Origin of the sequence: Planktothrix sp. FACHB-1365 (genome assembly GCF_014697575.1) — a bacterium.
Taxonomy (GTDB): Bacteria; Cyanobacteriota; Cyanobacteriia; order Cyanobacteriales; family Microcoleaceae; genus Planktothrix.
Window position 1 is genome coordinate 43,579 of record NZ_JACJSC010000009.1, and the last position, 24,120, is coordinate 67,698.

General features: G+C 39.6%; 23 protein-coding genes and 1 tRNA gene. 8 read left to right on the forward strand and 16 right to left on the reverse strand.

Going from position 1 to position 24,120, the window contains the following annotated elements; genetic code table 11:
* Positions 1 to 171 precede the first annotated feature (171 nt).
* Both H6G57_RS12715 and pheS read right to left on the reverse strand, forming a co-directional pair.
* Positions 172 to 819 carry an SH3 domain-containing protein gene (locus H6G57_RS12715; RefSeq protein WP_242048964.1) on the reverse strand — a complete coding sequence of 216 codons (648 nt, stop codon included), beginning with the start codon at positions 817 to 819 and terminating at the stop codon, positions 172 to 174.
* 38 nt (positions 820 to 857) lie between these two features.
* Positions 858 to 1,859, reverse strand: coding sequence for a phenylalanine--tRNA ligase subunit alpha (gene pheS, locus H6G57_RS12720; RefSeq protein ID WP_190519086.1), 1,002 nt, complete (start codon positions 1,857 to 1,859; stop codon positions 858 to 860).
* Positions 1,860 to 2,144: 285 nt separating this feature from the next.
* Between pheS and H6G57_RS12725 the strand changes: the two genes are divergently transcribed.
* Positions 2,145 to 2,633 carry a GNAT family N-acetyltransferase gene (locus H6G57_RS12725; RefSeq protein ID WP_190519088.1) on the forward strand — a complete coding sequence of 163 codons (489 nt, stop codon included), beginning with the start codon at positions 2,145 to 2,147 and terminating at the stop codon, positions 2,631 to 2,633.
* A gap of 23 nt (positions 2,634 to 2,656) precedes the next feature.
* Here the strand turns inward: H6G57_RS12725 and H6G57_RS12730 are convergent, their stop codons facing one another.
* Complete coding sequence (locus H6G57_RS12730) at positions 2,657 to 3,508, reverse strand: alpha/beta fold hydrolase (RefSeq protein ID WP_190519090.1); 852 nt, start codon at positions 3,506 to 3,508, stop codon at positions 2,657 to 2,659.
* 182 nt (positions 3,509 to 3,690) lie between these two features.
* Here H6G57_RS12730 and H6G57_RS12735 point away from each other — a divergent pair, with 182 nt between their 5' ends.
* The 5 genes from H6G57_RS12735 (at position 3,691) to H6G57_RS12755 (ending at position 7,110) form a co-directional block, all read left to right on the forward strand.
* Positions 3,691 to 4,239, forward strand: coding sequence for an NYN domain-containing protein (locus H6G57_RS12735; RefSeq protein ID WP_190519091.1), 549 nt, complete (start codon positions 3,691 to 3,693; stop codon positions 4,237 to 4,239).
* 122 nt (positions 4,240 to 4,361) lie between these two features.
* Positions 4,362 to 4,433, forward strand: a tRNA-Asn gene (locus H6G57_RS12740).
* Positions 4,434 to 4,552: 119 nt separating this feature from the next.
* Entirely contained in the window at positions 4,553 to 5,911 is a 1,359-nt protein-coding gene (locus H6G57_RS12745; RefSeq protein ID WP_190519093.1) for a DUF3370 domain-containing protein, read from the forward strand.
* 128 nt (positions 5,912 to 6,039) lie between these two features.
* The gene (locus H6G57_RS12750) at positions 6,040 to 6,444 is read left to right on the forward strand and encodes a hypothetical protein (protein ID WP_199314255.1); all 405 of its coding nucleotides are present in this window, start codon (positions 6,040 to 6,042) and stop codon (positions 6,442 to 6,444) included.
* Between the two features lie 192 nt (positions 6,445 to 6,636).
* Complete coding sequence (locus H6G57_RS12755; protein ID WP_190519094.1) at positions 6,637 to 7,110, forward strand: type IV pilin-like G/H family protein; 474 nt, start codon at positions 6,637 to 6,639, stop codon at positions 7,108 to 7,110.
* On the opposite strand, the gene H6G57_RS12760 is transcribed toward H6G57_RS12755, so the two are convergent.
* Complete coding sequence (locus H6G57_RS12760; protein ID WP_190519095.1) at positions 7,001 to 7,483, reverse strand: type II toxin-antitoxin system VapC family toxin; 483 nt, start codon at positions 7,481 to 7,483, stop codon at positions 7,001 to 7,003. The genes H6G57_RS12755 and H6G57_RS12760 overlap by 110 nt on opposite strands.
* 172 nt (positions 7,484 to 7,655) lie before the next feature.
* Here H6G57_RS12760 and H6G57_RS12765 point away from each other — a divergent pair, with 172 nt between their 5' ends.
* Positions 7,656 to 7,838, forward strand: a complete 183-nt coding sequence (locus H6G57_RS12765) for a UPF0175 family protein (protein ID WP_190519096.1) — start codon at positions 7,656 to 7,658, stop codon at positions 7,836 to 7,838.
* Between the two features lie 160 nt (positions 7,839 to 7,998).
* Here H6G57_RS12765 and H6G57_RS12770 read toward each other — a convergent pair whose 3' ends face one another.
* The 9 genes from H6G57_RS12770 to H6G57_RS12810 all read right to left on the reverse strand — a co-directional run bounded on the left by H6G57_RS12770 (position 7,999) and on the right by H6G57_RS12810 (position 21,201).
* Positions 7,999 to 8,334: a XisI protein gene (locus H6G57_RS12770; protein ID WP_190519097.1), complete on the reverse strand. Its 336-nt coding sequence runs from the start codon at positions 8,332 to 8,334 to the stop codon at positions 7,999 to 8,001.
* 63 nt (positions 8,335 to 8,397) lie between these two features.
* Positions 8,398 to 8,913 (reverse strand): hypothetical protein, encoded by a 516-nt coding sequence (locus H6G57_RS12775; protein WP_190519099.1) that lies wholly within the window; start codon positions 8,911 to 8,913, stop codon positions 8,398 to 8,400.
* A gap of 116 nt (positions 8,914 to 9,029) precedes the next feature.
* On the reverse strand, positions 9,030 to 9,344 hold the full coding sequence (locus H6G57_RS12780) for a YbjQ family protein (RefSeq protein ID WP_072718154.1): 315 nt from the start codon (positions 9,342 to 9,344) through the stop codon (positions 9,030 to 9,032).
* A 35-nt stretch (positions 9,345 to 9,379) separates the two neighbouring features.
* Positions 9,380 to 11,287, reverse strand: a complete 1,908-nt coding sequence (locus H6G57_RS12785; protein ID WP_190519101.1) for a bifunctional diguanylate cyclase/phosphodiesterase — start codon at positions 11,285 to 11,287, stop codon at positions 9,380 to 9,382.
* A gap of 28 nt (positions 11,288 to 11,315) precedes the next feature.
* Positions 11,316 to 11,555, reverse strand: a complete 240-nt coding sequence (locus tag H6G57_RS12790) for a hypothetical protein (protein ID WP_190519277.1) — start codon at positions 11,553 to 11,555, stop codon at positions 11,316 to 11,318.
* Positions 11,556 to 11,721: 166 nt separating this feature from the next.
* The gene (locus H6G57_RS12795) at positions 11,722 to 12,330 is read right to left on the reverse strand and encodes a hypothetical protein (RefSeq protein ID WP_199314257.1); all 609 of its coding nucleotides are present in this window, start codon (positions 12,328 to 12,330) and stop codon (positions 11,722 to 11,724) included.
* Between the two features lie 115 nt (positions 12,331 to 12,445).
* A complete protein-coding gene (locus H6G57_RS12800; RefSeq protein WP_190519103.1) occupies positions 12,446 to 12,826 on the reverse strand; it encodes a response regulator in 381 nt (126 codons plus the stop codon).
* On the reverse strand, positions 12,798 to 19,184 hold the full coding sequence (locus tag H6G57_RS12805) for a PAS domain S-box protein (RefSeq protein WP_190519105.1): 6,387 nt from the start codon (positions 19,182 to 19,184) through the stop codon (positions 12,798 to 12,800). The genes H6G57_RS12800 and H6G57_RS12805 overlap by 29 nt, the downstream gene beginning before the upstream one ends.
* A gap of 103 nt (positions 19,185 to 19,287) precedes the next feature.
* Complete coding sequence (locus H6G57_RS12810) at positions 19,288 to 21,201, reverse strand: response regulator (RefSeq protein ID WP_242048965.1); 1,914 nt, start codon at positions 21,199 to 21,201, stop codon at positions 19,288 to 19,290.
* Between the two features lie 315 nt (positions 21,202 to 21,516).
* On the opposite strand from H6G57_RS12810, the gene H6G57_RS12815 reads away from it, so the two are divergent.
* Positions 21,517 to 21,942, forward strand: a complete 426-nt coding sequence (locus H6G57_RS12815) for a hypothetical protein (protein WP_190519107.1) — start codon at positions 21,517 to 21,519, stop codon at positions 21,940 to 21,942.
* Positions 21,943 to 22,005: 63 nt separating this feature from the next.
* Here the strand turns inward: H6G57_RS12815 and H6G57_RS12820 are convergent, their stop codons facing one another.
* From H6G57_RS12820 to H6G57_RS12830, 3 genes are all read right to left on the reverse strand, one after another.
* A complete protein-coding gene (locus H6G57_RS12820) occupies positions 22,006 to 22,491 on the reverse strand; it encodes a GNAT family N-acetyltransferase (RefSeq protein WP_190519265.1) in 486 nt (161 codons plus the stop codon).
* A 22-nt stretch (positions 22,492 to 22,513) separates the two neighbouring features.
* A complete protein-coding gene (locus H6G57_RS12825; RefSeq protein WP_190519109.1) occupies positions 22,514 to 23,113 on the reverse strand; it encodes a tRNA-(ms[2]io[6]A)-hydroxylase in 600 nt (199 codons plus the stop codon).
* 218 nt (positions 23,114 to 23,331) lie between these two features.
* Positions 23,332 to 24,051: a hypothetical protein gene (locus H6G57_RS12830; protein ID WP_242048966.1), complete on the reverse strand. Its 720-nt coding sequence runs from the start codon at positions 24,049 to 24,051 to the stop codon at positions 23,332 to 23,334.
* Positions 24,052 to 24,120 lie beyond the last annotated feature (69 nt).

Sequence of the window (24,120 nt, forward strand, 5' to 3'; positions counted from 1 at the left end):
CGGATTCAAAGTCCCCCTTTTTAAGGCTATGCCCTGAGCCTGCCGAAGGGGGGATTTAGGGGGATCTAATCTCTGGTTTAATCACAGGTTTTCGGCTTAAGTTAACACCCTTTGGGTACTCTCGCCCTTACAGATGATCTCAAAAATAACTCTTCCTGGTTTCTATAGTCCCTATCTTCGACACATAATTAACGTATTAGCCGAGATATATCCCTCCAAAGGTTCACTAATTTCTACCCAATCTCGTTTTTCCCCATTGGTATCAGGAATTAATTTATAATTCTCAACTAATCTTACCCGTGCTCCTGAAGCAACACCCCCAACCCGTTCAGAAAATCGAGAAGGTTTTTCCCGTACAACAACCCCTTTCGGTGCGGCATATAAATCAATTTGACGACACAGACTCACAGGTGTTGGCTTAGGATTTTCCGATTGATTTTCACAGTCTAATAAATTACCCGTTGCATCAGGAAAACCATTAGAAATATAACCCTTTACAGGGGCAGTAATTTCAATCCAAGTGCGACCATCAGGGCCACGAGTGCCTGTAGAATTATTGGCTAAGGTAACTTCTGTTTTAAACCCGACTCCACCCACTACGGGGGAATTGGGAGTGGGTCGCGCATGAACCGCTAACCCTTGAGGTTCCCCAATGCGACGGCACAAACTGGAACGACTTTGAGCCATTTGGGTGTCAGAATTCGGGGTCTGGGCTTTAGTTTGAATATTAGCTAAGGTGGGTAATTGACTTCCCATTACGGCTAATACAACGAATGCCAAAACTCGAAAGGACTGACTCCTTAATCGAAAATTATTCATCAATTTCACTCCTCATTAAATCCCACACATTTTTTAAATTAGAACTGACGTAAAAAGCGTAAATCGCTGGCATAAACCCGTCGAATATCATCAATTTGATGAAGAACCATCGCAAACCGTTCGACACCAAAACCCGCCGCAAATCCCGTGTATTTTTCGGGGTCATATCCCGCCGCTTTTAACACATTAGGATCAACCATGCCACATCCTAACACTTCCAGCCATTTACCTTGCCATTGTAAATCCACTTCCGCCGAGGGTTCAGTAAAGGGGAAATAACTCGCCCGAAAACGCACGGGTAAATCCCCAAACATTTGTCGCAGAAACTCTTTAATGGTTCCTTTTAAATCCGTAAACCGTAAGCCTTCTTCAATGGCTAAGAGTTCAATTTGATGGAACACCGCCGCATGGGTCGCATCAACCGTATCCCGACGATAAACCCGACCCGGCGCCACAATGCGAATGGGGGGTTGATGTTGTTCCATATAGCGAATTTGTACCGATGACGTATGGGTTCTTAATAAATTACCATCGGGTAAATAAAACGTATCCTGCATATCCCGTGCGGGGTGATCCGGGGGGGTATTTAAGGCTTCAAAATTATAATAGTCCGTTTCCATTTCCGGGCCAGAAGCAACGGTATACCCCAACCCCACAAAAATGTCTAAAGCGCGATCAATAATGCCATTGAGGGGATGAATTCGACCTGGGGAATGATACACTCCTGGCATGGTCACATCCAGGGTTTCTGACTGAAGTTGGGCTTCAAGTTGGGCACGTTGTAAGGCGGTGCGTGTGTCCTCTAAACCCGTTTCTAAGGCTTTTTTAACGTCATTGGCTAACGCGCCAATGCGAGGGCGTTCACTGGGGTCAAGTTTTCCCATAGCCCCTAAAACTACAGAAACTTTGCCTTTTTTGCCTAAATAGTTAATTCGTAACTGTTCTAATTCATCCAAGGTTTGACAAGCTGCGATCGCCGTTATTCCCTCGCCGCGTAAGTCTTCCAGTTGAGTTTCTAATTCACTAAGTTGAGTTGCCATAGATTAGGATCAAGAATAGAGCGCTTAAGGGGGGTAGGGGGATTGAATTCGTCCTGCCTTTGCTGAGTTTAACTTAATTTGCTCCCCTTCTGGGATGAGTCTTTAGGCTAAAACAATCAAGATCACAACTAATTCACAGGTGAGACGGATTAAGATTGAAGATTCGGATCAATCATTAGCAAGAAATGGACATATTTTTTGTACCAAACCCATCTTGAGAACTTGATTCTGACTCAACTATATTAGATTTTTTAAGGTGATGGGCAAACATTGGTTAGGATGGGTATGCAGATTCGGGATGCAGTAGAGACGGACTTAGTAACAATTGTAGATATTTATAACGCGGCGGTTCCGGGACGGACAGCAACGGCTGATTTAGAACCGATATCGGTAGAAAGCCGAATTTCTTGGTATCACGAACACAAAGCCCAAACTCGTCCGGTGTGGGTTATCGAGTTAGATGAGCAAATTGTCGGCTGGTTAAGTTTTCAGGTGTTCTATGGTCGTCCCGCCTATGAAAGTACCGCAGAACTCAGCATTTATATTCATCCTGAGTATCAAGGTCAAGGAATTGGTAAAAGACTATTAACCCAAGCTCTAAATCACAGTCCTAAGTTAGGATTAAAAGCTTTAGTGGCGTTAATTTTTGCTCACAATCAACCCAGTTTAAAATTATTTGAAAGTTTTGAGTTTAAACAATGGGGGTATTTGCCCAAAGTTGCCAATTTAGACGGTATTGAACGAGATTTAGTGATTATGGGACGTCATGTATAGGAGGAAACCGGGAACCGTTTAATTTAATACTGATTCACAATCCTTTTGATATGATCAACAACGGTATGGGTTTGTTCCACCATAGCTAAATGTCCACAATTGGGGATCTCAATCACATTGTTATCCCCTTGACGAAATAACCAATGAAAACTAGCTAAATGGCGAACATATTGGGGCTCCATAATTACATCTTGCAGTCCCGCTATAAAATAAACGGGTTGTTGTAGTCGAGACACCACCTGCGGTAAACGATGAACTTCGGCTTCGGTGGTAGAATCTAATAATGCTCCTAATGCCGCTTCAGGATGGGCAATGACAAAATCGATTAACCGTTGTCGTCCCCACCGTTGTTTGAGGGGACAGGCGACTTGAGCACGGGTAAAGATTAAATCCAATAAAGGTAAATAACATAACCATCGGGGGCGAAATTTAACGATTTGTTCGCCAACAGACCGAAATTTCTCAAATTCTTCTTTTAAGTAAATTCCGCCACCCGCATTCACACAGATAACGCCTTTGACTTGTTCTGGAAGTTTATCCGCTCCTAAAAGGGCAATAGTTCCCCCTAGAGAATGACCTACTAACCAAGCATTGTTGAGGTTTAGGGTGTCCAACAAAATGGCTAAATCTTCAGCGTAGGAAATGGGGGTATAAATAGCAAGTCGGGAGGGGTTTCCCGCCAACAGTTGAGAATCTCCAAATCCTCGTAAATCGTAGGATAGACATTGATATTGGGAAGCTAACAGGTCGATGACGGGTTGCCAATAATGACGACTCAATAACCAACCGTGAATAAAAACCAGTACGTCACCCGATGAGGTGGGCGACGTCAATTCGTAAGTGTGTTTAACTCCCTGGATATCGATAGTAGCCATAATCCTATCGTATCCTGAAATGTACTTTTCAGAAATGAGTAATCCGCTTCACCGGGAATACTATACAGTTAACGGTCAACCATCAACTGTATCGTTCTGTGATAATATGTAAAGAAAAAATTAACCTTGGGCGTATTTTTATTAATCGTCCAACCCTTGCAAGCTTATTTAACAACTGAACCATGAGTAGCTCTCTTGCTAAAGCTGTCTTATTTGTAGACGGCTATAACATTATTGGAATATGGCCGCTATTGCGACAGAAACGGGATGGTGACGGGATGGAAGAAGCCCGTAGGCATTTGATTGAGACGTTAGTGGACTATAGCGCCTTTGAAGGGTTAGATGCTCGCATTGTGTTTGATGCTCATTATCAAAATACTCCCAGTTTTAGCGAAACTATTACTCGCAATGTGTCGATTCATTATACCGGTTTTGGGCAAACCGCAGATACTTATATTGAAAAACTCTGTGCTTCTTTGGGACGTCAATTGCGGTTGTCCCGACGTCGATTAATTGTTGCCACTTCAGACCGCGCTCAACAGTTGACGGTCACGGGGTATGGGGCTGAATGGCTCTCCGCCGAACAATTAGCCGAAGTGGTGGAAGCTACAACCCGCCGTCGCCAGCGTCGTCATCACCCCCGGAAGCAATCTTCTAGTCGTTTCTTGGCCAGTTCCTTGGACGCAGAGGCTCAAACCCGCCTTGCTCAATTGAGAATGGGCTTAAAATAGCTTTAATCAAGGCTTTTCAGCGTTTAAAATCAAACTTCAAAAAAATTTTTTCAAAAAGGCTTGCAAAATTCTAGGGTTTGGCGCTACTATAATTAACTGTGGCTAAAAGAGAGACACAACGTTCCTCGGTAGCTCAGTGGTAGAGCGGTCGGCTGTTAACCGATTGGTCGTAGGTTCGAATCCCACCCGAGGAGTTTAACAAAATAATCTTTGAATATCACATCAGATTATAACCTGATCTGGTATTTTAATCAGTATCCTGCATTTCTTCCGAGAAAGGTAGGATATTGTTTTGTCTATTTTAATCACAAGGATGATTTTACCTTTATTTCTCAGTTTAACTTTATTAGCCCAAGCCGCCCCTCCTGCGAGGGAAATTGTACAACTCCAAGAGGTGCGACCGTTACCCGGACAATTAGATCAAATCCCTGTTTTTAATAGTAACAGTCCTGAACTCATTTTAAACGAAGGAATTTTACTTTCAACCTTTCCCAAAACCGATAAAAAACAACCAGAAGCCCACTTAAATTTTCCCTTTAACGGCAAATTTGATATTTTTGCCCACCACGTCGCTAAACCTCCCCAAGAAAACGATTTAAGAACGCTTTATTTAGGAATAATAGCTTATAATCCCGGTCAAAAACCCGTCACAATTCATATTTTACAAGCCGCGAGTTATTTAAGTCAACCCGATGCTCCATTTATTGCCCTAGATTCTGTTTTAGATAATATTAATGGTAATATTTATGCAGGGCCAGGAAGTCGAGTGATGAATGATATTTTAAGGGGAAAACGACAACGTGAATTTGTTGAAAAAATTATTATTCCGCCTCAAAGCAGTCGTCTATTATTAAATGCACCAATTCCGGTTAAAAATTTAGAACCACCTTTAAATGGTCGGTCTACCTTAATGCGTTTAGAAAGTAATGGTGAGGTTTATATTGCCAGTTTAGCGAAATATGCAACGGTGCAACACAATAGAACCGAAATTCCACCCACATTAACAGAATGGGAACAATTATTAAAGTTAGGAAATTTAGTCACACCACGCGATCGCACTCCCACCCCTCCGAATACAAATCCTCAACAAATCATTTATGGAAGAGTCGCCGGAGTTGCATTAGGTTCCCGTTGGAATGGGAATATTGTTGACGCAAATCGTTCGATTTTAACCATTCCTAAACCTGGAGAAGCATTTTCTTATCCCATAGCAACATTACCCAGAGGACAGTTAGGAACCCATCAAATTCAAAGTGCTCCTTTAGTCGTTCGATATCCCGATACTGCTTATCAAGCTCATGGAAATTATGGTATAGAATATAACTTGAATTTACCCTTACATAATTCTACCAATCAACTCCAAACGGTTATTTTAACGTTACAAACTCCCATCAAAGAAGAAAAATTATCCCAACCCGGCTTAAGGTTTTTTGACCCTCCTGCACCTCAAGTATTTTTCCGAGGAACAGTTAGATTTAGTTATAAAGATGATCAAGGAAAATCCCAAACTCGCTATGTTCATTTAGTCCAAAAACGAGGTCAACCCGGAGAACCGTTAGTGAAATTAACCTTAAAACCCAAAGAAACCAGACCTGTTAAAGTTGATTTTTTGTATCCTCCAGATGCGTCTGCGCCTCAAGTTTTGACGGTGCAAACATTACCGTTAAAATAAAATAGTCCAGTTTTGGGCTGTTTTATTGATTTTCAAAAAATCTTTCCAGTTGGGCTAGGAACAACACAGGTACGGCGTTTAGAGTTACAATTTCAAGCATTCTCGTCAGATTAATCGGGGAAATTAAGATGAAAATGGATTGGAACTCGAAGTTAGGGAACCGTGAGATCGCAGGTTTAACGGGATTAGCAACCGTGGGTTTAGTCTTCGTACAGACCCTATTCTCCCCCCTGAGCGCGGCTCAAAGCTTCTCTTGTACTGGACGAATGAATAATGGGTGGACTTACTCAGCCCAGTTTCTCGACGGACGTTTTACCCAAATTCGTTGGGAACGCTCTGGACAACCGCCCCAAGTCTCAACTCTCGAATTCATCTCTAGCAATGACAAAGGCCAACCCATCTACAAAGGTTCCTTAATGGCAGCCGTAACAGTGACTTTAGTGGATCTCTCTGGTGGCAATGTTCAACCCGGTTCGCAAATTTCTGTTGGTGTGGAAGAATGGGGCTGGAGTCGAGGAAACTGTAGTCTCTGATCAAAAAAAATAAGCGGGATGGGGGAAACGAGCGCGTCTTTAGACCTGAGAGGTAAGTGACATTGCGGTTAAACCCCCGTGTCTTTTCTGATTCTTAGAATCCAGATTTTACGATCAGGAATTTTCTGGTTATCTCCTGTAGAGAGGGATAACAAACATTAGACACCTGATCACAGGTTAATAGAGAGTTATATGGATAAGTCTTTGAGAAATTGGGTTTCGGGAGTTCTCCTCGTTGCTCCTGTTTTCTTAACGAGTTGCTCTCTGAATTTATCCTTACCCCAACTTAATGAAAGCGATAAGGCAGAATTTGTCATGCAAGCTATGACCACTGGACAACAAGCTTATTATGAAGCCAATGGTCAGTTTGCCAATTCCATTCAAGGGTTATCTTTAAATGCCAATTTAGACACCGGAGAATATCGCTACAGCATTAACACAGAAGGTCAATATGCTCAAACTGTGGTGATGACGGCGGCGGCGAAACAAGAGGGACTACCGAGTTATGCTGGAGTTGTGACGGTTAACAAAACTGAAGGGGGTGTGATGGCTTTGGCTAATATTTGTAAAACCGATCAACCCTCCACCGAACCTCCGGCTTTGTCCTCAACTCCAACACCGGGAGAAGGGTTAAAATGTCCTGCGGGTTCGAGTCCAGTTCAGTAGGACTGATGAGGATAAGTTCAGGAAAATAGGTTTGGTAACGGGTGGCATCACGAGTTAGCAGGGTGTACCCGCACACCTTGGCATGAGCGCCAATATAGAAATCTGGTAAAGGCGATCGCCTCACACCACCCCGGCGACGATATTGTAAAAAGGCTTGACCCGCTAAAAATGCCGCCTCATAAGGTAATGCGTCTCTCTGAAAAAAGCTATAAGATAATACCGATTCGACTTCCGTTACATCTTTAAACCCAATGGATACTTCTGCATAAATAATAGGGTTGATATGCAGTGTTCCGGTTTGGGCATAATCAGCCAGTTGCGCTGATGACCAATCAAACCAATGGGGATCGTCCGTTAATACATCCAGAATCACATTAGTTTTAGGATAGCCCCTCTATTTTACCCCATGCCCAAACCTCAGAAACCCGGTTTCTTTGTTAAGTCTTGGTAGAAGCGATCGAGATGCTGCTAGAAACCCGGTTTCTTGCCTCTTAGACTTGCCCTCGCTACACTAGAGCCATAAACCTTCATCCCCCAACTCCAAAATGCAAATCACCATTGAAATCCCCGATGAATACATTCAACAACTCCAACCCAACCTAGAAAACTTCTCCCAACGCATCCTAGAAACCTTAGTGGTCGAATCCTACAACGCTCAAAAGCTAACCACTGCTGAAGTCGGACGGATTCTCAACCTGAACCGCTTTGAAGTCGAAACGTTGAATTAGGGAAAGAGTGGCGTAATTCTGTGGAGTAGGTTAATCAATTCCAATTCTCCCCTTTAATGAAACCGCAGCGATCGCATATCAACAACTCCGAAAATCTTACCCTCGTTTAGAGACTATGGATCTAAAAAATGTTGCTATTTTATCCCATTTTGAGAAATCTTTAAATCACACCCAAACCCGTATATTTTCGTAACTCAGGGGGCTGGAGTCCTAAGACAATATCCTCTTTTAATACACCCCTAGCCAAGAATTCATCCGTTAAAGAACAGTCAGTTTGATTGCGCTGAATCCAGATTTTTTCCCCCCGAATTTCTAAATGAATCAAACAGGTATAAATTCTCCGTTGCCCATTCCAACCCAAATCAACCAACAAATATCGGTCTGTTTGCTGATCAAAAACGGTCTGCGATTCAATTTCCCCACCCAAGGGATTCCCGGCTGCATATTCTGATAATAGTTCCTGAATAATTTGGCGATATTTAGCTAATTTATCCATTGTAATAATTTTAAATCAGAATTAGAAAAGTAGAGAGACGCGCCGTGGCACGTCTCTACGGGGTTAAGCTAGAACAAAATCGACATCGTTACTGCCACCTGTTTCTCCTTGACCAGAGGTTAATTTTTGACCATTAACTTCTACTGCAAAGGGGGTACTACTTAAAGTTGAAAGATTATAATCGGTTTTTGCAGCCGTATATCCAACACTAGCAATCATTTTCCGGCCAGCGTCAGTGTATTGGAAAGCCATCATTTGACTTTTGTTGTTTTTATTATCTTTGGCCCAAATCACCATATATTGTTGGCCTTGATAATCAAAAACTTTAGGTTCTCGAATGGGAACATAACGACCGGGTTCCCCAAAACTCGCATCTAAAAAGCTCTGCACAGAACTCGGTTGAACTACAGCATAACTCACTTGTTCTGGAGAAGCTGCGATCGCGTCCCCTTGACTTTCATCTACAACCTCCTCTTTACCTCGATTTTTGAAATAATCGACGGCTACTTTAGTCCCAATAGCGCCCGCAGTGGCAATTCCTGCGCCAATTAAAAAGTTACGAAGTCTGTTATCAGCCATTTTTTCTCCAGATTGGCATTCAATAATTTTTTATGTTTGGAAATGAATTCCAATAATGCTAAAATTGTAGCAAAGTTTAGCAGTCTCGACATTAAACTTTAGACAGAGATTTTCTCTTAAATCCATTTAACAGCCGTACCACTCGCGGCCACCATTAACATTCCCTCACTCACGGTTTCATAATCAAGATCAATCCCAATAATTCCATTGGCTCCTAGTGCTTTGGCTTCTTCAATCATTTCTAGCATTGCCAGATCTTTTGCTTCTCGCAGAGATTGTTCATAAGCGGCTGCACGTCCGCCTACAATATCTCGAATTCCGGCAAAAAAGTCGCGGATAATATTAGCCCCTAAAATGGCTTCTCCACTCACGACACCATAATATTCAATAATTTCTTTACCCTGTAATGTGCTAGTGGTGGTTAGAATCATTTCTGCATCCTGTTATTAATGATGATAAATTGATTCTACCATTGAGGATTAGAACGTAACAAAGCTTCCGTGGCTTCTGAACTGAGGGGTTTAGAGAATAAATAACCCTGGCCATATTCACAATTAAACAGTCGCAGTTGATTCAATTGTTCCTCGGTTTCAACGCCTTCAGCGACAACATCCATCCCCAAATTATGAGCCAAACTAATAATTGCTAAAACAATCTCAGTTTCCCGACCCCGTTCCCCAATATTTTGAATAAAGGAACGATCAATTTTTAAGGTATCTAAGGGAAAACGATGCAAATAGCTGAGGGAAGAATAACCCGTCCCAAAATCATCAATACTCAAGCCAATGTGATAGGATTTAAGTTGAGCAATTCCTTCAAGAGTGGTCTGATTATCCATCAAAACACTTTCGGTTAATTCTATTTTGAGATCCCACAGGCAAATATTACTTTGATTCATAATAGTTTCGACAATCTCGATGACATTGGATAAATGAAATTGCTGGGCTGAGAAATTAACATTTAAAGTTAGAGGATAGATAGAATTTTCCCCGTCTCTTAAAATTTGCCACTTTTGCAATTGTTCGCAAGCTTGTTGTAAGACCCAATTTCCAATCGGAACAATTAATCCGGTTTCTTCTGCTAAGGGAATAAATTCAGCCGGAGAAATCATCCCACGCTGGGGATGTTGCCAACGAACTAAGGCTTCAAATCCAGTAATTTTTCCGGTTTTTAAATTAATAATAGGTTGGTAATAAACCACAAATTCTTGTTTCATTAAAGCTTGACGTAGTTCGATTTCTAGCTGCATTTTGAATAATGCTTTATCATGAATTTCTTTATCAAATATTTCTAAACATCCCTTGCCTTTTTCTTTGGCTTGGTGCATGGCAATATCGGCATCTCTGAGAACATTTTCCGCTTGATAATAATGGTTTGTTCCTAAAACAATCCCAATACTTGTGGTTTTAAAAACTTGAGATCCCCCAATTTCAAAGGGGTTCGTTAAGATGTGATTAATATGTTTAGCTAGATCAATAGCTTCTAGGGGAGATTGAATCGATTTGAGTAAAATTGCAAATTCATCTCCTCCTAAACGAGCCACAATATTCGGATAACAGACTAAAGATTGCAATAAATGAGAAAATGCCATGAGTAATTGATCGCCTACAATTCGTCCTAAACTATCATTAACAACTTTAAAGCGATCTAAGTCTAAAAAAAGTACCGCAAATAACTCTTCTGGATATTTTTGAACTTGCTCAATAGATTTCTCAATTTCATTAATCAATAAGCTGCGATTGCCTAATCCGGTTAATCGATCATGAAAAACATCATATAACAGTTGATATTCTGCCTTCTTGCGCTCGGTAATATCATTACGAATGGCAATATATTGATAGGGTTTTCCGTTATCGTCTAAAAACGGAATAATGGTTGTATCTACCCAATAATAAGTTCCATCTTTTGCTTGATTGCGAATCTCGCCTCGCCAAATTTTGCCCGATTGAATCGTTGACCACAGGGTTTTAAAGAACTGTTTAGAATGATAACCGGAATTAACGAATCTGTGATTTTTTCCGATTAACTCTTCTCTGGAATATTTAGAAATTTCACAAAATTTATCATTAGCATAAGTAATACAGCCACGAGCATCTGTAATCGCAACAATTGAAGATTGATCTAAGGCAAATTTAAAGTCGGATAATTCTTTATAAGATCGTTTTAAAGCTTGTTTTAGATAATGACTTCCCAAAAAGGTAGAAAAGTTCTTGGCTCTTAAATGATCAGCGAGAAATAACTCGATTTTGGCTTTCACTGTAGTCTGAACTAAACCGAGCAGAATCATAAAGGACTGAAAAAATTTTGTCCCTAATACCCAAAGTGAGTTTAAATCTGACTCATTCAATTTTAGCCGTTGATCAATTAGTTTCATGAGGTTTATTGGGTAAATAACAATAGAATCAGGCAGAATTCGCAACCCTGAGCCAAGCCTTTTGATTGATTAAGTCAATGTAATCGGGTAAAAAATTTGAGGGTTTTTCGACTAAAGAGAGTGAGCTTTTTGCTTTAGCTTTAACTCGAAAGCTTTGAGATAAATTCGGCATCTCTTGATGACAATGACTACAGTACCAATAAATTCCTGCGGGGCGAATATGGCGCAGGAGCGTGGAGGAACAACAGGGACAAATCGCATTTGACATAAAATAGACATCCTCAATATCTAAATATCCAGGGAACAGGGAACAGGGAACAGGGAACAGGGAACAGGGAACAGGGAACAGAAAATGAAGGATAGAATATTAAAACAATTCCTATAAAGAAATTAAAAAATCAGAAATTAAACGGAGATTCAGGGACAAAAAAACATTAGCAATCCTGAAAATTGAAAATTTCTGTGAGAATTAAGGAATCACCCCTAGAGAGATTTTGACATAAAGTTAATTGAGCATATTCGGTGAGTTGAAGATGTTGAGGGGCTGTAAACTGGAAATCTTGATTGAGTACAAAACCCTGGGCTTGGAGCCTGAAACAAACCCATTGCAGGGCGTAATTTTTCACATCTAACTCCGGCATTAAATAGTTAGAGTGACGCAAAATCCAACGGCAAGCTTGATCATCAATTTCTGCCAGTTGATAAATGGCCCGGATTAAAACATCTTCAATAGAACGAGGATTGGGTAAAACCGTTAAAAAATCCTTCAAAGATTGAATCGATTCAGGGCGTTGAACTCGTAAAATATCAACCGCTAATTCCACATAAGATTGCTCGACCTCACCTGGATTTTCTGGGTCTTGAGAGGATGGGTTGAGCACGGTCTTCCGTTCTAAAACACTAACCTGCCGAGAAGATTCATGTACCGAGCGAGAAGCCGAAAACGAGATCAGGAAATACTCATTCTGGGAAGATCCAGGATAGGGATCAATGGAAGAAAGAGTATGGTCAACCCAAGTTGGATTCAGAGATGTCAAATACATCGATTATCGTTCAACCTAAAAAGGGTTATTGCTTATGATTGAACTTTAAACAATAAATGTGAGGATTTTGTGAGTAATGAATTCCCAACTTGAGGTTGTAATGATTTGTTACGATTTAGTCTGTCCATCCTAAGAGGCTGCGAATTTGATCCACTAAATCCATCGCTTCAAACGGTTTAGTAATTACCCCCGTTACCCCTAGCTCAATAAATTGTTGTTTTTCACTCATTTTAGCTTTAGCCGTCAACAAAATCGTGGGAATTTGCTGAGTTGCTGGGTTAGCTTGTAAACATTTAAACGTCGTTGCCCCATCCATATCAGGCATCATCACATCCAACAAAATCGCATCGGGTTGTTCGCTTTGGGCTAACTGTAATCCTTCAGTGCCACAACAAGCGGTAATCACTTCCCAACCCGCCGCAACTTCCAGAGAAATTTGAATGATATCCCGCACACCATCATCATCATCAATAATTAAAATTCGTTTTGTGGTCATGGTTTACCTCTTTTTGTCTCTCAATTGGAAGGGTGAAGTAAAAACAACTACCTTCATCTAATTGACTATTCACCCAAATCCGCCCCCCGTGTTGTTCCACAATGGAGCGACAGATTGCTAATCCTAACCCAGTTCCACCTTTTTTTCGAGAGTCAGAGGCATCCACTTGATGAAATCGCTCGAAAATCCGTTCAATTTTATCCGGGGGAATTCCTCGACCTTGATCTTGAATTTTAAACAAAATTGCTCGATTATCTGCACTATTTTCTCCGAGTTCCTCCTGAACACTCAACCAAACCGTATCGCCGGATTCGGAAAACTTAATAGCATTACTTAATAAATTCGTAAGAACTTGTAATATCCGATCAGGATCTGCATAAAATTCTAGGTTTTGACTACAAGCTTGTAAATTAATCCCGGCTCGATTAGCCATCACCTGCATTTGTTCCGTTGCCCTCAAGAGTAAATCCGTCGCATTAACTCCTTGTTTAGATAGACAAATTTTACCCGATTCTAACCGTTCTAATTCTAAAATATCGTTAACCAATCTCACTAACCGTTCCGCACTTTCTGCGGCAATTTTCATCACGTGTTGACCCCTTTCGGTGCTCGGTTCCACTAACCCGGTAGATAATAAATTTAATCCCCCATGAATTGAGGTTAATGGCGTTCGTAATTCATGACTGACAACGGAAATAAATTCATCTTTCATCCGTTCGATGGCATAGCGTTCGGTAATATCTTCCCCAATACTCATCATTCCAATAGCATTTCCTTGTAAATTTTTCAACACGGTATTATTCCAAGCAATAATTTTTTCTTCTCCTGACTTTGTTAAAATCAACTGTTGATCATAGGGTTTAAAATAATAATCTAATAAGTCAGAAAATTGAGGTGAGCTTGGGCGTTGAGTCGGATTGGATTTAAAACTATCTAGCCAATTTTTCCCTAAAACTTCCGTTTGAGTATACCCCGTAATTTCCAGGAAAAAAGGATTAACATATTCAACTTTCCCCTGACGATCCAATCCCACCACTAATAGCCGAACATTTTCTAATAAACTCCGCCACCGTCGTTCGGCTTCGCGTAAATTCGCTTGACTTTGTTTCTGTTCTGTAATATCGCGGGCAATGGTAGATAAAAGGTGCACCTGTCCTTCATTATTTTTATGGGCAATAATCAGTTGAGAAAGGGGAATTTCTCGTCCATCATAACTAATTAATGAAGTTTCACCAATCCAAGATCCGTCTCGAACTGCTGTAGGGATTCCTTCATTTTCAATGATATTATTTGCCCATTGGGGATGATTTTTAGGAATACTTTGATCAGTGATTTTTCCCTCTATATCTAATCCTAACATCCGTCGAGCCGATTGGTTATAATAAACCACTTCTCCTTCAGGTTTTGCTGAGGAAATAAAGTCAGGAGTCGCTTCAATAATAGCAATCAGTTTATCTCGTTCTGCCTCCGCTTGTTTGCGCTCTGTAATATCCTGCATCACGACCATTCCGGCTAAAATTTCTCCCTGTTCATTGCGAACGGGTAAGGCTTGATGATAATAAATTCGTCCGTCATATTCCACTTCAGAAATCGTGACTTCTCCGGCTAATGCAGACCGATATAACGGTTCAACGGTCGTTAATAAAGAAGATGGTAACGCTTGCCAAATCGTTTTTCCTTCTAACAGATATCGAGATAATCCCTTAGCGACTAATCCCATGCCATCGGCAATGGTATACCGAAAATCAGGATCAACTAAAAATACAGCCCCATTGGGGAAATTTTTAACTAAGGTTCGATATTGTTCTTCACTTTTTCGCAGTTTAAATTCCGTGCGATGTCGCTGCATTAATTCAAATTGTAATCGTTCATTGGCTGTTTCTAATTCTGCTGTTCTTTGCACCACCCGTAGTTCTAATTCTTCATTATTTTGTCGCAATAATTGTTCGGTTTGTTTGCGATGGGTGATATCTTTAGCAATTCCGGCCCGACGTTCTAATTGTCCGGTTTCATTGAGAATGGGAAACCCTCGATCCCAAATCCAACGGCAAGATCCATCGGGGCGAAGGATGCGATATTCTATATCAAATCCTACCCCATCAGGACTTTGTAAAGCTTGTAAAACACGCTGTTGATCTTCTGGGTCAATGGTATTAATAAAAGTTTGGAAATTTTCATAAAGTTCGGTAGAATTTCGCTCCCAAATTTGTTGATAGGCGGGACTGACATAAATAAATTGATTACCTTGAGCATTTGTAATCCAAAAAACATCATGAATATTCTCTGCTAATTGCCGGAATTTTTTCTCGGTTTCTGCATGGGACGCTCGAATTCTTAATGCTACAATTCCATAGACAATATCATCCACCAATTCTTTGAGTAATTTCACCTCGGCTTGATTAAAGGCATTGGCTTGAGTTGAATATAAGTTGAGAACAGCAAAGGGAATCGGAGTAAAAGATTCTGCGGCAACCGTTGTAAATTCTTTGTCTAAATGTTGTTCTTGCTGGTCTGGGGTCATGATTAAAGGCAGGGCGATGGAGGAGGCATAACCCCGTTGTTGCGCCTGTTTTTTCCAAGGTGCATCCTGGGAATTGATCAAAATATTTTGAAAAACACAGGTTTTCCCGGTTCTGACGGCTGTTTCAGATGGCCCTTGATCCGATTTATTATTATTCCAAGTAATCGTTAAATTGTCTAAATAACCGGATTCAAATCCGGCTCTAGCAACCGGAATAATCCGTTTTTCTGCGGTCAGTTGTGGATAACCCACCCAAGCAAAATGATAGCCGCCAACATCAACTAAAATCTGACAAACATCATTCAATAATTCGGTTTCTGTCGTGGCTCTGACTAAGGCTTGATTACAGTCACTAATGGTTCTTAAAGCTCGATTAACGCGGTGTAATTCTTCTTCTGCCCGTTTGCGATCTGTAATATCTGTATAATGTTCAATTCGACCTCCGGCATAAAGTCCGCTTTGAATGGGTTGGCTAATATGTTCTAACCAGCGTTCCTCGCGGGTTTCCGTCGGCAGAATATGGCATTCAAAATGTTCAATATATTGATTATTATTATAGGTGGCTAGAACCCGTTGAGCAAAACTTTCGGGGTCTTCAAAGAGAGATTTAATGTGTTCTTGAATTAAGTTTCGTTTATCTTGACCAATAATCGTTTCTCGTTGAACTCCAAAGTAATTTTCTAAAGCTTGATTAATCCAAACAATATGAAAGTTAGCATCTAAAATGAAAATTCCGACAGCCGATTTATCTAAAACATCATTGGTCATAGAACTATAGCGAGCTTCACTTTCTTTTAAGGCTATTTCTGCCTGTTTACGATCGGTAATATCTTCAGAAATACAAATTAAGTATTCCGGGTGATTCTGCTCATCATAAAGGGGGATTTTGAGGGTATGTAAGAGTCGTTTCCCTAAACTTTGACTCTCGATTTCTTCTTCGAGAATATCTTCGGGAAATCCTTGGGCAAAAGCGGCTCGATCTTTTTGTTCAAAAAATTGAGCTTGTTCTGGGGGAAAATCTTCATTAACAGAGCGTCCAACGGAATATTCCGCACTTAAACCAAACAGGCTTTCACTGGTTTTATTCCAAAGTTTAATCACCCCAAATTCTTCAGGTTTTCCACTTTTCACAAAGACAGCAACGGGTAAATGATCAATAATCGTTTTTAAGAAATTTCGGGTTTGTTTAATTTCTTGTTCGACTCGTTTGCGATCGCTAATATCGGTATAAGATCCCACCATTCGGATCACATTTCCAGCTTCATCCCAAAGTGCTTGGCCCCGGTCTAAAATCCATTTATAACTGCCATCTTTGCATTGCACTCGATGTTCGGTAATATAAAAGGGTGTTTTTTGATCTAAATGGTCTCGAATTGCCTTCATCACCCCCGGTAAATCATCAGGATGAACTCGTTTTTTCCATTGAGTTAAATGTTCACAGGTTTCTTGTTCCTCATACCCTAACATTTCTTTCCAGCGCGGGGAGAAAAAAACTTCATGGTTTTGGACATTCCAATCCCAAATTCCATCGTTATTTCCTCTTAAAGCCAGTTGCCATCGTTCTTCACTTTTTCGCAACGCTTCTTCGGTTTGTTTGCGTTCTTGAATATCTTCTAAAGCTAAGACAATATAGTTGTTTCCTTGCCATAATCCCTTCAGAGGAGAAACAAAAATTTGTACCCAATTTAATTGCCCATTGGCGCGAATATACTGTTTTTCTAAGGAAAATTTTTTGAGAAAACCGTCTTCTTGAAAACAGTTTAACTCATCAATTTCTTCTAAATCTTGGGAATCGATCAAATTGTGAACCGTTTGACCAATTAATTCTTGTTCAGAATATCCTGTAATATCACAATAACGTTGATTCACGCGGAGTATTTTTCCCTCTGGATCAACCAGGGCAAATCCGACAGCAGCTTGTTCAAAAATAGTACGAAATCGTTCTTCACTTTGAATTAAAGCTTGGTCAGCTTGTTTGCGATCGCTCACATTTTGAGCTAAAGATAATAGGGATACTAAACACCCATCTTCATCTCGAACAACGGAATTATACCACTCACAATCAATCACTCTCCCGTCTTGAGTTCGATTTTGACTTTCCAAAATTTGATGGGTTTGGGTACCATCAATTAAGGGAATTAGTTGTTGTGTTACTTCTAACTCATCCGTGGCAAAAACCCCCTGAAATTTTGACCATTGTTGACCTAACATTTCACTAGCTGTCCAGCCAAAAATTCTCTCAGCTTGAGATGACCAGCGTTTAATTCTCAGTTGTTCATCCCACTCAATAACGGCTAAGGGAGAATTATCAAAATGGCAAGACAAATACTGATGAGTTTGTTTTAATTCTGCTATTAATTCTGCTTGTCTTAAGGCAATTCCAACTTGGGCTGCAAGTTGTTTTAAAAAGTTAATTTCTAAAGTTGCCCATTGTCGAGTTTCTACACATTGATGGATGATCAGAAATCCCCATAATTTTGAGGAATTGTAGACATCTTCTGGATAATTTTGTAGTTTTTTTAGAGTCTTATCACTCTCTTCTTCTCCCAACAAAATCGGAATAATTAAACTAGCTTTCACTTGAAAATATTGCATTAACTGTAAATAGCCAGCTTCTAAATCAATTTGCTCAATGTCGGCAAAACTAATGACTTGATCACTGAGAGCAGAATCGGGAGTGTGCAGGTTCAAATCCAAAGCATAAATTCTTTGACCTAATAGAGATGACCATTGAGGTAAAACAGCTTCTTGAACAACGGTTCCTCCCTTAGATGAATTTAATTTTAACATGATCACTCGATCAACATTTAAAACCTTTTGCACCTCATCAACCGTTGTTTTTAAAATTAAATTAATTTGTAAAGATTGACGTATTTTTAACGTGACTTCTGTTAATAATTTTAAAAATTTATTTTGTTGCTTGAGTTCAGCTAAGGCAGTTTTTTGCTGGGTAATATCTCGTGTTGTTGCTAATAAAGTTTTAATTTTTCCTTGGTATCGATTTTCAGGAACCATTAAGGTTTGAAATGACCGATATCCTTCATTAGTTTCTAAGTCGAATTCAAATTGTTGGGGCTGACCTGTATCTAAAATGAGTTGAGCGTGCCAATCCCATTGCTTACAAATTGACAGAGGAAGACCTAATTCTTGATTTGTTTTTCCCAGCAAATTTTTTTGAGGAATTCCTAACAGGAAATCAACTCTACGATTAGCATACAGATAGCGAAATTTTTGATCGAGGCGGACAATACAATCTCCTGCATTATCCATTAAAGTTTCTAACTCGGTTTTGCGAGTATGCAGGTGGTTTTCAATCCGTTGTCGTTCTTCAATTTGCTTTCTTAAACATTGATGGGTTGTTTGTAAGGCGGGAATTGGGGTTTTGCTATCCGGTTGTTCCGATGGATTTTGCAGAACAATTTCCCTCTCTGGACAGTCACTAATATCCTTAATCCCAACCATCACAACAGTTGTTGATAAGGGATAAATTTCTGTTAATATTCTATAATTTTTAGGGTCATGATGGCATTCATAGATGATTTGACGGGTTCTTTGCTCGGTTAAAACCGCTTGCAGGATTGAGATTAATTCAGGAGAGTGATTTGGGTTGTGTAGCTGTTGCAAAATCAACTCAATTCTGTTAGATTGAAAGGTTAAATCAGCTAGGGCTTGAGTGGGTAAAACCTGAATTTCTTGATGTTCACTATCCACAATCAGGATCAAATCGTGAATGATTCCCAAGAGTTGATTGATTTGCCACCGCTCATCCCAAGTTGAGGCATAAATAACTTGATAGTTGGGTTCAGGAAAGGAAGAAACAACTTCTGAGATAGCCATAGGATAAAAATTAAATTAATATTAAGTTCTACAAGGGGATTTTTATTGATTTATGGTAAAATTTTACTCTGGAATTAATTGTATCTGATTTAATGATCATCCCTCATTCCATTTTAAACGGATTCGGGTTAAGGTAAGTACCGAGATAACATTGAGCAACAATTTTACGCCTGAGTTGACTCCGTTCTAGGCGATTAAAGACACGGGCAATGAGTTCAGGCTCAACAATGGGTTTTTGAATATAATCATCCGCCCCTGCCATAAACACTTGCTGCACAATTTCTGAATCCCTTTCAGAGGAAAGCATGAGCACAGGTAAGTCATTCCATTTAGGATCATTACGAACAACTTGACACAGTTCTACTCCACTCACACCGGGTAAATAAATTCCTAAAATCAGTAAGTCCGGGTTAGATTGTTCTAGGGTACTCCAAAATTGCTGAGGATCATCGAGTAAAATCAATTGTAATCCCCAAGGTTCTAATATAGCCCGCAACCAATCTAAGATTTCTAAATTATCATCAACAATTAATAATTTACCCACATTAGATTGAGATTTTTGCAAAACTTTACTAACGGTTTCTATCACTTCAGCCGGAGAAATAGGTTTTTGTAAAAAGCCTCGTCCTCCTAAACGGGCAACTTTTACACGGTCAGCAAAACTTTCTTGAGCCGTAAACACAATGACTGGAATTGGAGGGTTTTGGATGGCAAGTTCTGCTAATAGTTCAAACCCCGATTCTGTAGACTCAGGAAAGCTTAAATCTAAAAGGACAACATCCGAGGAATTGTGTTGCAATTTCTGGCGAGCTTGTTCTGGGCTATAGGTGGCACTAGCCATTATTCCCCTCGCCAGCGCTTCAGTAACTAATGCTTCTGCTAAACTTTGATCATCATCTACAATTAACAGTTTAGCGGCGTTTAAATAGGGAAGTGGTAAAGGGGGGGGTGAAATAGAAGAAGAAGGTTCTGATAAGGGGTGATTTAATAGATCTTTAATTTTTTGAATTAAATCCGATAAATATTGATAATCTAATTCATTTTTTTCATGTTTTACTTTTAATAATTGTTCGATTTGGCGAGAAAGATTAGAGGCTTCTTTAAACCCAAAAGCTCCTAATGAACCAACGAGCGTATGAGCTTCCCTCAAGGCTTTTTGCTGAATTTCTAAGGTGTAAGCATCGGTTTTTAAGGATTGCACTGCATCTTCAATAATATTAATCCGTTCAAAATATTTATATTTTTGTTTCTGCCAAATTTTGTTTAAGTTTAAAGTCTGAGGTTTTTTGGAATTACAAACAGGAGGATTATATTCTACTAAAAAGGGGTTTTTAGCTATTTCTTTTAACCGATATCCTAACCCATAAATCGTTTCAATTACTTCATTTGCTCCGGCATTTTTAAGTTTTTTTCGCAAGCTTTTAATATGAGTTCGTACCGCATTTTCGGATGGAGGTTCATCATAAGACCACAGATGATCTAACAGAGACGCTTGGCTAAAAATTCGTTGTGGATAGCGTAAAAAAAGTTCTAATAAAGCATATTCTTTAGCCGTCAAATTAAGGCATTGATTACCATAAGTAACTTGACAATTGCTAGGATCAAGGTGCAGAAGCCCCCATTCTATTAAAGGATTTAAGGCATCATGTCCTCGTCGTAATAAAGCCCGAATTCGAGCCAATAATTCTTCTAAATCAAAGGGTTTAACCAAATAATCATCTGCCCCAGCATCTAAACCCGCTACTTTTGTGGTACTATTATCTTCACCTGTGATTAATAAAATTGGGGTGCGATCATCTTTTTGTCGCCGTTTTTTACAAAAATTTAAACCATCTAATTTAGGCAACATCAAATCTAATAAAATCAGATCATATTCAAAAGCTTCTGCTAGTTTCCAACCCATTTCTCCATCATCAGCTACATCCACTAGATAATAGTGGTGACTTAATAATTCTTGAATCATCGTTGCAAAACTTGAATCATCTTCTACCAATAAAATTCTCATAGCTGGTGTCATCCTTAGATCTGACCACTGACCCACTTTTTAGTCAGAATTATCTATTATTCTCTACTTTAATTCTAATGGATAGATTCAGTCAGATCAAGTTGACAAGCCTTGACGAAACAACTCTATTCTTGGCTGATCAAATCAAGTTTATAACTCTTGTTTTCCTCCCTGGATTCAGCTTTTTATGTTAATTTTTGTAAAAAGTAGACTTTTTATTGAAATTTCAGGGGAGTGTTTACCGTTAACAGTCTGTGATCAATCATCTGTAGTTAACATAAGTTAATTAAAGGCACTCAGAGTATTATTTTGGAGGAGAGTGGTTTCGTGAACGCTGCTGAACAGGCTAATAACGTGGTAATTGCCAGCAAAATCGCATCGGTTGTCAATTTATTTAAAGTTCAATTTCCTGATGCGCGGGTGGATCTCAAACCCTGGACAAATGACCCAGAAACGAGGGAACTGCTTGATCCTGATTCGATTGACATCGGTTTTCACTTTCCGGGTCGCAGTCGGTTGTTACAAAGTCGTTGTATTTTAATTGAAATTCGGTTTTATCATGATCCTGTGGATAAAACACGCCGTGTGATCGGTGTCGAAGCAGCCGGATATGACCATCAAGGACAACAGTGGAAAGTCTCTACGATTGAAAATTGGAATTTTGTTGGCCAAACTCAACCGGAACCTGAATCTGCTGAAAAATTAAAACTCTTTTGTCGGCAAATTTTTGAACTTTTTAAGTCTAATCCCTAATAATTTGTAGTGAGGCGTTTACGCCTCAATCCCCACCTTTCTTAAAGAGTTAAACCGTAAAAATCATGAATTAATGACTTTTTTATAAACCAAATCACAGCGTTTTGTTTCCACTCCTGTTGTCGGTTCATAGCCATAACGTTCATAAAGTTGGACGGCTTCTTTTAAGACCGTTGCTGTTTCTATCCAAATTTCTTGAAACCCTTTTGCTTTAATCTCCCGTTCTAATTCTAATAATAAAAATTTTCCTAATCCTTTTCCCCTCACCTCTGGTAATAAATACATTTTTCTAATTTCTACCGCCTTATTTCCCCTCGGAATCGGGTAAAATCCTGCGGTTCCTACTAATTGATGATTCTCTTCTATTACCCAAAATTCTCCCCCTTTCTGTTGATAATAGTCTTCTACTTGGTAGACATCTATATCTGCGCCGCAGGGCTCACATCCTAAACCATATTCGGTTAAAACAGAAGCAATTAAACTCGCCGCAGTTTCTCGATCCTGCGGTTGCCAATCTCGAATTAAAAAGGATTGATATTGAATATTCATCGGAAGTTGAAGAGACAAAGTTTTAACTATGAATTCTCGGTTCGGGATATAATGTTGATAATAATTCACTTTCTACCGTGGCTAATTCTTCTAAGCGGTTTGTGACTATTTCTAACTCAAAATAAGTGGTTGCTAATCCCCAATAAATGCCATAATGTCTGGCTTCTGATGCCATTAATCCTCGGTAAAATTTAGCGAGTTCAGGATCAGGACAATATTGAGATAATAACCCTAATCGTTCATGACTGCGGGCTTCAATTAATCCCGAAACTAACAATAAATCTAACATTCGTTGCGGTTCATCCCGTCGCACTTGTTGATTTAAACCAGCACCATAAGGCGGTGCAGATAACGGCGCTAAGGGAACGCCGAGCCGTTCTAACCATTGATTCACTTGTTCAAAATGTTCTAATTCTTCTTTAGCAATTGCGGTTAATTCTTTAATCAGTTTCACGCTCGAAGGATAGCGAAACATTAAATTAATTGCTACTCCCGCAGCTTTGCGTTCACAGTGAGAATGGTCGAGTAAAATGATATCTAAATTTGCGATCGCCTGTTCCAACCAAGCTTGAGAGGTAGGGATTTTCAGAAATTTTATTTTTGGGAAACTAGCAGCAGTCATAACTCAAATGAATGATCATTAAATCCGTTTCTTACTATTATAAGCTATCACGGCCGGAATTGACCGATTGAGTTAAGGAAATAAGCAATCGGGATAATATACGAATCCCAAATAGTTTGTAATAATTTTAAACGTCTATGAAACAGCCAAAAGTATTGTCACTATTGCCCATTGCAAGAGTGCCCATTCGTAATTCGTAATTCGTAATTCCCCATTGCTTATAAACTCTGTATTTGTCGGCGTTGATGTTGTTCTTGGTTGAACGCCATTTCTTCAGCCGTCAGTAAATAGGATTCAATTTGCGATCGCATATCCCATTGAACTTCGGCAAAAAATAATAAAGTTCCACCCAGGATTAAACCACTGATTAAAAATTGCCAACCGATAAAATAAGGCAATAGAAAAATACCCCAGAAATGGATAAATCCGGCAATTAAAAAAGCACGAGAATGCAATCCAATTCCTGTTCCTAAATAGCCTAATGCACACAACCCTAACCAGAGGGGACAAAGATTCATTAAAATCTCTGACCATCCCCAAAAAATTCCCAGATTTGTTAACCCCAAACCCAAGACCATTAACGCCACCCACCAATAAACCATCCAAGTCAATCGTTCAACTTGTACCCAATAATAACTTAAAGCCATCATTCCAATAGTTCCCACAATTGTTAGAATTGACCACCAGTAAGCTTGGGTAATCCAACTAATGGGTAAAAATTGAGCAATAGCAAAGATAATCAGCGAAATCCAGCCCCAAAGTAAGAATACTTGGTCAATTCGGGTGTAAAAGCTCGATAACAACGTTATATTACCGAATTTTAAGTTTATTTTTAATAACCCTTTTAAGTCTTGAATATCGAGATGGTTCTGTTTGCTTCGGATGATGGGTTCTGTGGGATGAAAAAAGCTCATGAAGAAAAAATTAATAATTTTCATAAATCTTAACAAACTCTTTTCAGAGGATCAAGATCCAAGCCGAGATTTGCCGGACTATACTCAAAACAG

Excerpts from the sequence above, each read along its gene's own strand:
- H6G57_RS12750 (WP_199314255.1), top strand. The coding sequence starts at position 6,040 with ATGAAAATGGATTGGAACTCGAAGTTAGGGAACCGTGAGATCGCAGGT.
- H6G57_RS12755 (WP_190519094.1), top strand. The coding sequence starts at position 6,637 with ATGGATAAGTCTTTGAGAAATTGGGTTTCGGGAGTTCTCCTCGTTGCT.
- H6G57_RS12820 (WP_190519265.1), bottom strand. The coding sequence starts at position 22,491 with ATGAATATTCAATATCAATCCTTTTTAATTCGAGATTGGCAACCGCAG.
- H6G57_RS12795 (WP_199314257.1), bottom strand. The coding sequence starts at position 12,330 with ATGTATTTGACATCTCTGAATCCAACTTGGGTTGACCATACTCTTTCT.
- pheS (WP_190519086.1), bottom strand. The coding sequence starts at position 1,859 with ATGGCAACTCAACTTAGTGAATTAGAAACTCAACTGGAAGACTTACGC.
- H6G57_RS12765 (WP_190519096.1), top strand. The coding sequence starts at position 7,656 with ATGCAAATCACCATTGAAATCCCCGATGAATACATTCAACAACTCCAA.
- H6G57_RS12785 (WP_190519101.1), bottom strand. The coding sequence starts at position 11,287 with ATGAAACTAATTGATCAACGGCTAAAATTGAATGAGTCAGATTTAAAC.
- H6G57_RS12790 (WP_190519277.1), bottom strand. The coding sequence starts at position 11,555 with ATGTCAAATGCGATTTGTCCCTGTTGTTCCTCCACGCTCCTGCGCCAT.
- H6G57_RS12730 (WP_190519090.1), bottom strand. The coding sequence starts at position 3,508 with ATGGCTACTATCGATATCCAGGGAGTTAAACACACTTACGAATTGACG.
- H6G57_RS12735 (WP_190519091.1), top strand. The coding sequence starts at position 3,691 with ATGAGTAGCTCTCTTGCTAAAGCTGTCTTATTTGTAGACGGCTATAAC.
- H6G57_RS12715 (WP_242048964.1), bottom strand. The coding sequence starts at position 819 with ATGAATAATTTTCGATTAAGGAGTCAGTCCTTTCGAGTTTTGGCATTC.
- H6G57_RS12725 (WP_190519088.1), top strand. The coding sequence starts at position 2,145 with ATGCAGATTCGGGATGCAGTAGAGACGGACTTAGTAACAATTGTAGAT.
- H6G57_RS12800 (WP_190519103.1), bottom strand. The coding sequence starts at position 12,826 with ATGACCACAAAACGAATTTTAATTATTGATGATGATGATGGTGTGCGG.
- H6G57_RS12805 (WP_190519105.1), bottom strand. The coding sequence starts at position 19,184 with ATGGCTATCTCAGAAGTTGTTTCTTCCTTTCCTGAACCCAACTATCAA.
- H6G57_RS12745 (WP_190519093.1), top strand. The coding sequence starts at position 4,553 with ATGATTTTACCTTTATTTCTCAGTTTAACTTTATTAGCCCAAGCCGCC.
- H6G57_RS12770 (WP_190519097.1), bottom strand. The coding sequence starts at position 8,334 with ATGGATAAATTAGCTAAATATCGCCAAATTATTCAGGAACTATTATCA.
- H6G57_RS12810 (WP_242048965.1), bottom strand. The coding sequence starts at position 21,201 with ATGACACCAGCTATGAGAATTTTATTGGTAGAAGATGATTCAAGTTTT.
- H6G57_RS12780 (WP_072718154.1), bottom strand. The coding sequence starts at position 9,344 with ATGATTCTAACCACCACTAGCACATTACAGGGTAAAGAAATTATTGAA.
- H6G57_RS12830 (WP_242048966.1), bottom strand. The coding sequence starts at position 24,051 with ATGAAAATTATTAATTTTTTCTTCATGAGCTTTTTTCATCCCACAGAA.
- H6G57_RS12825 (WP_190519109.1), bottom strand. The coding sequence starts at position 23,113 with ATGACTGCTGCTAGTTTCCCAAAAATAAAATTTCTGAAAATCCCTACC.
- H6G57_RS12775 (WP_190519099.1), bottom strand. The coding sequence starts at position 8,913 with ATGGCTGATAACAGACTTCGTAACTTTTTAATTGGCGCAGGAATTGCC.